The organism is Pseudomonas sp. TH10 (assembly GCF_016651255.1).
GTDB lineage: Bacteria > Pseudomonadota > Gammaproteobacteria > Pseudomonadales > Pseudomonadaceae > Aquipseudomonas.
Genome location: NZ_JAEKEG010000043.1, coordinates 21687 through 32015, shown reverse-complemented (window position 1 = coordinate 32015; position 10329 = coordinate 21687). Strand labels below are relative to the sequence as shown.

The window sequence follows — 10329 nt, the reverse complement described above, 5'->3', positions numbered from 1 at the left end:
AGGCCCATGCGGGTTTCGCTGAAGGCCAGGGAGTCGAAACGCTCGCCGTCGAGGCGTTCCAGGTAAGACACGCCGAGGTCCAGGCGGTTGTTCGCCAGCTGTTCGAGAATTTGCTCGGAGCTCAATGCAGACAACTCGAACCGCAGGTTCGGGTGTTCGGCATGCAGGCGCTGCATCAACGGCAATGGATCGAAACTCGATAACGGCACCACCCCCAGGCGCAGGGTGCCGACCAGATTGCCGCGACAGGCGGCCGCCTCGGCTTGCAGCCCGTCGTAGGCCGCCAGCACCGTGCGCGCCCACGCCAGCACTCGCTCGCCCGGCGCGGTAAAGCCTTCAAAGCGTTGGCCACGGTTGACCAGCGGTAATTCGAGCTCTTCTTCCAGGCTGCGCAAACGCATCGACAAGGTCGGTTGGGTGATGTGGCAACGCGCGGCGGCCTGGCCGAAGTGGCGGGTTTCGTCGAGGGCGATGAGGAATTTCAGCTGCTTGATGTCCATCTTCGCTCCAGGGCGCAGGAAGGCGCCGATTCTAGCCCCTGGCGGGAAGCGGCGTCATTGGTCGGGTTGGAACCGCAGTGTGCAAGCTTGGTCTAGGCTTTTGCGTCTGGACCCTTTTATTACCATGGAGAGCACACGATGAGCCTTTTCAGTTTTCTCAAAGAAGCCGGTGAAAAAATCCTCGACGCACTGACGCCGGACAAGGCCGAAGCCAACAGCGAGGCGCTGACCAAGCACGTGAAGGATGCGCTGACGGGGATCGATACTTCGAAGATCCAGGTCAAGGTCGAGGGCGACAAGGTGATCGCCAGTGGTGAAGCCGCCACCCAGGAAGAGAAAGAAAAGATCCTGTTGTCCCTGGGCAACGTGGCGGGCGTCAGTGGTGTTGAAGACCAGATTACCGTGACCGGGCCAGTGATGGTGGCTGCGAAGTTTGTGGTGGTGGAGAAGGGCGATACGCTGAGCGCGATTTCCCTGCGGGTGTATGGCAATGCCAACCTGTACAACAAGATTTTCGAGGCCAACAAACCGATGCTCAAGGACGTGAACAAGATCTATCCGGGGCAGTCGTTGCGGATTCCTGAGTAAAGCTTTAGATCGCCATCGCGGGCAAGCGTTGCCCGCGATGCAGCCGAATCGGTCTAGAGACCGGCAACCAGGTCCCGATAATCCTCAACCGCCGCAAACTCCGCCGTGTCCTTTGGGCCCTTGCGACTGTCCGGCTCCCGCACGGCCAGCAGATGTGCCACGCCAAAGTCCCGCGCACTGCGCAAAATCGGCAGTGTGTCGTCAATAAACAGGCTGCGCGCCGGATCGAAGCCGATGTCCGCCTGCAGGGCGTCCCAGAACTGCGGATTTTCCTTGGGATAGCCGTAATCGTGGGAGCTGATCAGCCGCTCGAAGTAAGGCGCCAGTTCAATCCGTTCAAGCTTGAGTGACAGGGAATCGCGGTGGGCGTTGGTGATCATCACCACCCGCTTGCCGGCTTGTTTGATCGCCGCCAGGAACGTGTCCGCGTCCGGGCGCAGGGCGATCAGGTGCGCGGTCTCCAGTTTCAACTCGCGAACCGACAACTTCAGCTCGGTGCTCCAGAAATCCAGGCAATACCACTGCAACTGTCCGGCGTGGCGTTCGAACAGCGGCTGCAACTCCATCTCGGCCATGGCCAGGCTGACTCCGTGCACCTGCGCATAGCGTTGCGGCAGGTGCTCCAGCCAGAAATGGTTGTCAAAATGCAGGTCCAGCAAGGTGCCGTCCATGTCCAGCAAAACGGTATCGATGTCATGCCAGGGCAGCAGGGACATAAAAAACTTCTCCAGCGGTAAAAAGGATATCCGGGGTCAACATTCAGGATAGGCCGGGTATAGTAACTCGCTATCACCCAGGAGCCGCTCATGCGCCAGAAACCTACCATCCTCGCTCGCGAGATTGTCGCCACCAGCCGCCTGTTCTGCGTCGAAGAGCTGAAGTTGCGCTTTTCCAATGGCGTCGAGCGCACTTACGAGCGACTGGTCGGCAAGGGCGCCGGCTATGGCGCGGTGATGATCGTGGCGATGCTGGATGCGGATCATGCGGTGCTGGTCGAGGAATACTGCGGCGGTACCGATGAGTACGAGATGTCGTTGCCCAAGGGTTTGATCGAACCCGGCGAAGACGTGCTGGCGGCGGCCGAGCGCGAGCTCAAGGAGGAAGCCGGGTATGGCGCACGGCAGCTGGAACACCTGACCGAGTTGTCCTTGTCGCCCGGCTACATGAGCCAGAAGATCCAGGTGGTGCTGGCCACGGACTTGTACGAGGAACGACTGGAAGGCGACGAGCCCGAGCCGATGGGCGTGAGCAAGGTCAACCTGCGCGAGCTGTCGGCGCTGGCGCAGAACCCGCAATTCACCGAAGGCCGTGCGTTGGCCGCGCTCTATCTGGCCCGGGATCTGCTGACACAGCGCGGGGTGTACCAGCCATGAATTTCCCGCATCCATTGATGGCGCCCGTGATCGAACTGGCCTTGCTGGCAGGCGACGCCATTTTGCCGTTCTGGCGCACCGGCACGGCCGTGACTGCCAAGGCCGACGATTCACCCGTCACAGCAGCTGACCTGGCGGCTCACCATCTGATTCTGGACGGGCTGACCGCTCTGGACCCAAGCATCCCGGTGCTCTCTGAAGAAGACGCCAACATTCCCCAAAGCGTGCGCGCCGGCTGGCAGCGCTGGTGGCTGGTCGATCCGCTGGACGGGACCAAGGAATTCATCTCGGGCAGCGAGGAGTTCACCGTCAACATCGCCTTGATCGAGCAAGGCCGCGTGGTGTTTGGGGTGGTATCGATGCCGACCAATGGGCGCGTTTATGTCGGAGGCGCAGGCCTGGGGGCATGGCGTTCGGATAAAGGTGCCGAGCCTTTGCCTATTCAGGTTCGTCAGGTGCCGCCGGCAGGTGAAGCTTTTACCGTAGTCGCCAGCCGCCGCCATTCGAGCCCCGAGCAGGAGCGCTTGCTTGCAGGCTTGAGCGCGAGCCTGGGTGAGCTGGAGTTGGCCAACATCGGCAGCTCATTGAAGTTTTGCCTGCTGGCCGAAGGCGCGGCGGATTGTTACCCGCGCCTGGCGCCGACTTCGCAGTGGGACACGGCGGCGGCCCAGGGAGTGCTGGAAGGTGCCGGGGGCGAGGTGCTGGAGTTGAGCGGTAAAACGTTCAGTTACCCGGCGCGGGAATCGTTGTTGAACGGGTTTTCCTGGCGCTGCCGGCCCAGGCATCCTGGCGACAGCAGTTGTTGAAACTGGCCCAAGGTTAACGATCGAAAAAGCGCAGCCTGGTCCGCACCGTAGGAGCTGCCGAGTGCAACGAGGCTGCGATCTTTTGATCTTAACGGTGCAAAACGTACTGCCCGCTAAACGTCACCGCATCCTCGGCACCCTCGGCGTTCACAATCCGCGATTGCAGGATCAACCGCGCCCGCCCATACCGCTGATACATCGCCAAAAACCTTTTCCACACCAGCGCATCCGGCGCCGGACAAATCGCCGTGGCATTCCCCGTCACCGGCAGTGGATAACTGATCTGCCCTTCCTGAATCACGATGTGCCCGTCGGTGATCCCTTCTTCCTTCAGGCGTAAATGCAGCCAGCCCCAGCCGGCCAGTACCGCGCCGCAATAGAGACTGCCGCCGAACATCGTGCTCTTGTGGTTGACGTTGGGATCGAGCGGCAAATACAGGCTCAATTGCTGCTCGCGCCAATCGAGCACCCGAAGGCCCATGTCGCGGGTCAGCGGAATGTCGTGGTGCAGGATGCTTTCCAGGTGACGACTGTCGCGGCTCATGAACGCTCTCTTGTCTGTGGGCGGTGATTGGACGGTAGCTCAGTCGAGTTCGTCGGTGGCGGTGTGGGCGCCGCCATCGGCAAAGTTGAGCCCGTGCTTGCGTAGTTTGTCGTGCAGGGTTTTGCGCGGGATGCCCAGTGCTTCCGCCAGGCTGCGGACCGAGCTGTGGGAGCGCGCGAGCTCGGCGGCGATCAGGCTCTTCTCGAAGTTTTCCACCTGTTCGCTCAACCCGCCACTGATCACCTCAACCGTGACCCCGGATGTGCCATCCGGTGCGCTGTTGTCCAGGGCCAGTTCCAGGCCCAGGGCGAAGCGCTCGGCGGCGTTTTGCAGCTCCCGTACGTTGCCTGGCCAGCTGTGGCGCAGTAGCAGAGCGCGTTGACCCGGTTGCAGTTCGTGGGGCGGCAGACCGTGGCGGGTGCTGGCCTCGTTGGCGAAATGCTGGAACAGCATCAGGGCATCTTCGCCGCGCTCGCGCAAAGGTGGGATGCGCAGCGGCGCCACATTGAGGCGGTAGTACAGGTCGGCCCGAAAACGGCCTTGGTCGGCAGACTGGCGCAGGTCTTCCTTGGTCGCAGCGATGACACGGATGTCCAGCGGGATCTGCTGGTTGCCGCCAAGCCGCTCAACCACGCGCTCTTGCAGCAGGCGCAGCAGCTTGACCTGCACATCCAGACTCATGCTCTCGATTTCATCGAGAAACAGCGTGCCGCCGTTGGCGAATTCGAACTTGCCAATGCGGCGCTTCTGCGCCCCGGTGAAAGCGCCGGGCTCGTGTCCGAACAGCTCGCTCTCCACCACCGATTCAGCCAGGGCGCCGGCATTGATTGCCACGAATGGCCCGTTGCGACGACTCGACAGATCGTGCAGCGCGCGGGCGACCACTTCCTTGCCCGCGCCGGTTTCGCCAAGGATCAGCACGTCCGCCCGGGTGGCCGCCAAGGCACCGATCTGCTCGCGCAGGCGCGCCATTGGCGCTGAATGTCCAACCAGCCGTGCGCTCAACTCGTTGCGATCGCTCAGTGCCAGGCGCAGGCTGCGGTTATCCAGCACCAACCGGCGCAGGGCCAGCGCCCGGCGTACGCTGTCGAGCAGGGCATCGCTGGCAAAAGGTTTTTCCAGGAAGTCGTAGGCCCCGGCGCGCATCGCTTGCACCGCCAGCGGTACGTCGCCATGGCCGGTGATCAACAACACCGGCAGCTCCGGGTCCTGGGCATGCAGTTCGGTCAGCAGTTCGAGACCGTCCATGCCCGGCATGCGAATATCGCTGACCACCACGCCCGGCCAGTCACGCTCCAACTGGGCAGCCAGGCCCTTGGCTTCGGCCAGCGGCAGGATCTTCAGGCCGGCAAGGTCCAGCGTCTGGCTCAGGGCCTGGCGCAAGTGCGGATCGTCGTCGATCAGCACGACCTGGATGCGGTTGTCGATGGTCATGCACTTCGGTCCTCGGACGGTTGCAGGCTCACGCCCGGTGCGCCTGCGCGCAATTTCAAGGTAATCAGCGCGCCGCCTTCCTTGTGGTTGGAGAACGACAGTTCACCACCGAAGGCGCGCATCAGTGTTTCGCAGATCGCCAGCCCCAGCCCCAGGCCCTGGGTGCGGGTCTTGGTGGTGTAGAAAGGTTCGCTGGCGCGGCCCAGGGCTTCCATGCAAAAACCCGGGCCATTGTCGCGAATGTGACAGGTTGACGCCTTCGGCTGTGGATTGGGCACTCAGCCACAGTTTACGCGGCGGGCCTTTTTCCGTAAGGGCGTCCAGGGCGTTCGCCAGCAAATTGCCCAGCACCTGGCGCAGGCGGGTTTCGCCGGCTTCGACCCACAAGGTGGCGGCCGGCAAATCGCGGATCAGTTCGACCTCCATGCTGCGCCGGCGCTTGGCGAGCAGGGCCAGTGCGTCGTCCAGCGCCGGTTGCAGGGCGACACTCTCCGGCGCATGGCGATCGCGGCGGGCGAATGCGCGCAAGTGGGCGATGATTGACGCCATGCGCGCGGTCAGTTCACTGATCAGCTTGAGGTTGCCACGGGCGTCGTCGGTGCGCTGGTGATCGAGCAGCACTTCGGCGTTTTCCGCATAGCTGCGGATCGCCGCCAGTGGCTGATTCAACTCGTGACTGATGCTGGCGGACATCGTCCCCAGTGCCGACAGCTTGCCGGCCTGTACCAGGTCATCCTGGGCGCGCACCAGCTCCTGCTGGGCCTGTTCGCGTTCCAGCACTTCCTCCTTGAGACGCCGGTTGAGCCCTTCGAGGTCGCTGGTGCGCTCGGCGACTCGACCTTCCAGCTCTCGTCGCGCCTTGGCTTCAAAATCGATGCGCTCCAGATAGTGGCGACGGCGCTGCATCATCAGACCGAGCAACAGCATCAACACCAACAGCGTCGCACCGCCGATGGCAACCACGGTGCGCACCGGGCGGTCGATCAGGGTCCGCGGCGCGAGGATGTTCACCGTCCAGCCCGTCTCGTCGATCTGGTGAGACTGGGTCAGCCACGCATCGGGGTTGAGCTTGAGCGGCTGGGGATCGCGAGTGGGGTAAGGTTGGATCGCCGTGATCGCCTTGTTCTCCGCCTCGCTCAATGTGCGGGTCGAACGAAAGCGCCATTCCGGCCGTGAGGTGAGAATGACCACGCCATTTTGATCGGTGGCCAGCAGCTGTTCCGGGGTGTTGCCCCACAGGCTCTCGGTATGGTCGAGGTCAACCTTGACCACCAGTACGCCGATGATCTTTTCGCCTTGGCGAACCGCCGCCGCAAAAAAATAGCCACGTTTGGCCGAGGTCGTGCCCAGGCCGAAGAAGCGCCCAAGACGACCGGCCATGGCTTCGCTGAAGTAGGGGCGGAAGGAAAAATTGCGCCCCACGAAGCTGTCGTGTTTGTCCCAGTTGGACGCCGCCAGGGTTTTGCCGGTGGTGTCCATCAGGTACATGACTTCGGCGCCGGTCTGGGCACTGATGTTTTTCAGCAGGCGGTTGGCGTTGCCTTGGCTCACGCCGTCGTCCGGCGCGCCCAGGACGGCGCGCAGGGCTGGAAGCTCGCCGAGAATTTGCGGCAGCACCTCATAACGGTGCAGGGTGCCCAACAGGTTGGCGACGTACAGGTCGAGCGTCTGGCGGTTTTGCCCGGCCAGTTCGCTGCGGTAATAGCGCTCGGCCAGATGCTCCAGCGGCCACAGCAGTGGCGCCAGACACAGGGCCAGAAGGGCGAGGCTGCGCCAGCGAGGTCTGCGGGGGAGAGTCGGGGTCATGAGGTCGAGCGCCTGTCGCGTTGATGGTCGGCATTCTTGCGCAAAGTGCCGGGTGGCGCGAGGGGGTGTGTGATTGTGGGGGTTGCGTATCGCCCCGAGCAATGGCGATATAAGCGCCTAATAAAATTTCAGGGGTCGTTCCATGCCGCTCGCCACGTTGATTCATCGCGCCAGTTTGCCCAGCCCACAAGTGTCGGCCGAGGTTGCGCTTGGGCTGCTGGCAGAGCATTACGGGCTTAGCGGCACATTGCAGGCGCTTGGCAGCCAGCAGGATCTCAACTACCGCGTCGACAGCCCGCGCGGGCGGTTCGTGCTGAAAATCTGTCGTGGTGATTACGCCCTTGTCGAGTTACAGGCCCAGCATGCGGGCCTGAAGTTTCTGGCCGAAAAGGCCGGGGTGCAAGTGCCACGGGTTATTGGCGCCAGGAGCGGCGCGGACCTGCTGACACTGCAAGTGGCCGATCAGACCGTGCATGTGCGCTTGCTCGATTACATCGAAGGCCAGCCACTGACTCATCTCGATCATCTGGGTCAGGAAGTGGTGGCGCGGTTTGGTCGTCTTTGCGCTGAAATGGATCTGACCCTGGCCGGTTTCGATCATCCCGGCCTGGAGCGCACATTGCAGTGGGACGCACGCCACGCCAGTGCGCTGATCAGTCATCTGCTGCCGGTGATCAAGGATGAGCAGCAGCGAGCATTGATCGCCGAAGCCGCCGAACAGGCCGAGCGACGTTTGCAGCCGCTGCTCGACAAGCTGCCGGTGCAGGCGATTCACATGGACATCACCGACGACAACGCCGTCTGGCAGCGCGACGCGCAACGTCACTGGCAGTTGCAAGGGGTGATCGATTTCGGTGACCTGATCCGTACTTGGCGCATCACCGATCTGTCGGTGACCTGTGCCGCATTGCTGCATCACGCCGGTGGCGATCCGTTTGTCATCCTGCCGGCAGTCCAGGCGTATCACGCGGTCAACCCGTTGCAACGCGAAGAGCTGCAAGCCTTGTGGCCATTGATCGTTGCGCGGGCGGCGGTACTGGTGCTCAGCGGCGAGCAGCAGGTCAGCATCGATCCCGCGAATACCTACAGCCGCGATAATCTCAGCCATGAGTGGGAGATTTTCCACGTGGCCACGTCGGTGCCATTGGCGCTGATGGAGGCGGCGATTCTCACTGCCGTCGGCCTGCCATTACCGGTGATCGACAGTGACGGTTTTGCGCCGTTGCTGCCGAGTCTGGTCGGGCGTGAATTCGCGCTGATCGACCTCGGTGTCCTCAGCCCGCATTTTGAGGCGGGGAACTGGGAGCAGGAGGGCATCGACCAGCGCCTGTTGAACGAGGCAGCCGCCGTGCATGAGCTGGCGGCCAGTCGCTACGGGCAATATCGCCTGTCGCGCACCCAGCCGGATTCGTTTCGCGAGCCGGACACTTGCCCGCTGCACGTCGAATTAAGGGTGCCCATGGGCACGGCGGTCGAGTCGCCGTTTGCCGGCATGGTCCATGAGCCCGAGCCGGGCGTGCTGCAACTCGATGGCCCGCAATTGAGCCTGCGGTTGTGGGGCGTCCAGCCGTCGCTGCACACGGGCGCGGCGCTGGTCAAAGGGCAGGTGCTGGGTGCGGTCAGCGGCCCGTTGCTCGTGCAGTTGAGCCGAGGCGCGCAGCTTCAGGCTCCGCTGTTCTGCACGCCATCGCGTGCGCCTGCCTGGCAGGCTTTGTGCCCATCGCCGGCCATGTTGTTGGGGCTGGCGTGCGATGCCGAGCCGGAGCTGGATGCGAAAACCCTGCTGGAACGGCGCGACGCCAGTTTCGCCCGTACGCAAAAACACTACTACGTGGACCCGCCGCGCATCGAACGCGGCTGGCGCAATCACCTGATCGACATGCAGGGCCGCTCCTATCTCGACATGCTCAACAACGTCGCGGTGCTCGGTCACGGTCACCCGCGCATGGCGGCGGTCGCGGCGCGGCAGTGGTCGTTGCTCAATACCAACTCGCGATTCAACTATGCGGCGGTCGCCGAGTTTTCCGAGCGTTTGCTGAAGCTGGCGCCGGACTCCATGGACCGGGTGTTCCTGGTCAACAGCGGCAGCGAGGCCAATGACCTGGCCATCCGCCTGGCCTGGGCCTACAGCGGCGGGCGCGACATGCTCAGCGTGCTGGAGGCTTATCACGGCTGGACGGTGGGCGCGGACGCCGTTTCGACCTCGATCGCCGACAACCCCCAGGCCTTGAGTAGCCGCCCGGACTGGGTGCATCCGGTGACGGCGCCGAACACCTATCGCGGCGAATTCCGCGGCGCCGACAGCGCTCCCGATTACGTGCGCAGCGTCGAGCACCACCTGGCGAAAATCGCCGGGCAGCAGCGCCAGCTTGCCGGGTTCATTTGCGAACCGGTCTATGGCAACGCGGGCGGAATCTCGTTGCCGCCGGGTTATTTGAAGCAGGTCTACGCCCTGGTACGCGCCCAGGGTGGCGTGTGCATCGCCGATGAAGTGCAGGTCGGCTACGGGCGCATGGGCCATTTTTTCTGGGGCTTTGAGGAGCAGGGCGTGGTGCCGGACATCATCACCATGGCCAAGGGCATGGGCAACGGCCAGCCTTTGGGTGCGGTGATCACCCGCCGGGAGATTGCCGAGGCGCTGGAGGCCGAGGGTTATTTCTTCTCGTCGGCTGGTGGCAGCCCGGTGAGCTGCCAGATCGGCATGGCGGTGCTGGATGTCATGAAGGAAGAAAAACTCTGGGAGAACGCTCAGGTGGTCGGCGGTCACTTCAAAGCACGGCTCGAAGCGTTGATCGATAAACATCCGTTGGTTGGCGCGGTGCATGGTTCCGGGTTTTATCTGGGCCTGGAGCTGATCCGCAACCGCGAGACATTGGAGCCAGCGACCGAGGAGACCGCATTGCTGTGCGATCGCTTGCGCGAGCTGGGCATTTTCATGCAGCCGACCGGCGATGACTTGAACATCCTCAAGATCAAACCGCCGATGGTGACCTCGCGCCGAAGTGTCGACTTCTTCGTGGATATGCTTTCGAAGGTGCTTGCAGAGGGCCTTTGAGCCCGATGGCCATTGCGCTGTTGGGGGTGTGTTGGGGAGTACGGGTGTGGGGTAATCCATGAAAATCGATTTCTATCGGTGTTTTAAGCGTATTCATTCATCTTTTTTAAAAATATTTGCTTTTAAAGCCGATATTTATCGGCTATAAAGTCGCCATTGCTCCGGCATGGCGATCTCTTGTCCGGTGCGCGCGTTTTTCTTTTCGGTCGAATTGTCGACCGTC

Annotated in this window: 7 protein-coding genes and 2 pseudogenes; 4 read left to right on the top strand and 5 right to left on the bottom strand. The window is 62.6% G+C overall.

Features of this window, described 5'->3' with window-relative positions; all coding sequences use genetic code 11:
• The coding region (locus tag JFT80_RS06770) for a LysR family transcriptional regulator (RefSeq protein WP_201147344.1) at nt 1-500 on the bottom strand (500 nt) is incomplete at its 3' end.
• Between the two features lie 138 nt (nt 501-638).
• On the opposite strand from JFT80_RS06770, the gene lysM reads away from it, so the two are divergent.
• Nucleotides 639-1088, top strand: coding sequence for a peptidoglycan-binding protein LysM (gene lysM, locus JFT80_RS06765; RefSeq protein ID WP_045061331.1), 450 nt, complete (start codon nt 639-641; stop codon nt 1086-1088).
• Nucleotides 1089-1141: 53 nt separating this feature from the next.
• On the opposite strand, the gene yrfG is transcribed toward lysM, so the two are convergent.
• Nucleotides 1142-1804 (bottom strand): GMP/IMP nucleotidase, encoded by a 663-nt coding sequence (yrfG, locus tag JFT80_RS06760; RefSeq protein ID WP_201147343.1) that lies wholly within the window; start codon nt 1802-1804, stop codon nt 1142-1144.
• A 90-nt stretch (nt 1805-1894) separates the two neighbouring features.
• On the opposite strand from yrfG, the gene nudE reads away from it, so the two are divergent.
• Nucleotides 1895-2461, top strand: coding sequence for an ADP compounds hydrolase NudE (nudE, locus tag JFT80_RS06755; RefSeq protein WP_045061333.1), 567 nt, complete (start codon nt 1895-1897; stop codon nt 2459-2461).
• Nucleotides 2458-3284 (top strand): annotated as a pseudogene (cysQ, locus tag JFT80_RS06750) (3'(2'),5'-bisphosphate nucleotidase CysQ). The gene nudE and the pseudogene cysQ overlap by 4 nt, the downstream one beginning before the upstream one ends.
• Nucleotides 3285-3355: 71 nt before the next feature.
• Here the strand turns inward: cysQ and JFT80_RS06745 are convergent.
• The 3 genes and pseudogenes from JFT80_RS06745 to JFT80_RS06735 form a co-directional block, all read right to left on the bottom strand.
• Complete coding sequence (locus tag JFT80_RS06745; protein ID WP_201147342.1) at nt 3356-3811, bottom strand: YiiD C-terminal domain-containing protein; 456 nt, start codon at nt 3809-3811, stop codon at nt 3356-3358.
• A 39-nt stretch (nt 3812-3850) separates the two neighbouring features.
• The gene (locus JFT80_RS06740; RefSeq protein ID WP_201147341.1) at nt 3851-5245 is read right to left on the bottom strand and encodes a sigma-54 dependent transcriptional regulator; all 1395 of its coding nucleotides are present in this window, start codon (nt 5243-5245) and stop codon (nt 3851-3853) included.
• Nucleotides 5242-7051 (bottom strand): annotated as a pseudogene (locus JFT80_RS06735) (ATP-binding protein). The gene JFT80_RS06740 and the pseudogene JFT80_RS06735 overlap by 4 nt, the downstream one beginning before the upstream one ends.
• A 142-nt stretch (nt 7052-7193) precedes the next feature.
• On the opposite strand from JFT80_RS06735, the gene JFT80_RS06730 reads away from it, so the two are divergent.
• Complete coding sequence (locus JFT80_RS06730; RefSeq protein WP_201147340.1) at nt 7194-10106, top strand: aminotransferase; 2913 nt, start codon at nt 7194-7196, stop codon at nt 10104-10106.
• The last annotated feature ends 223 nt before the right edge of the window (nt 10107-10329 follow it).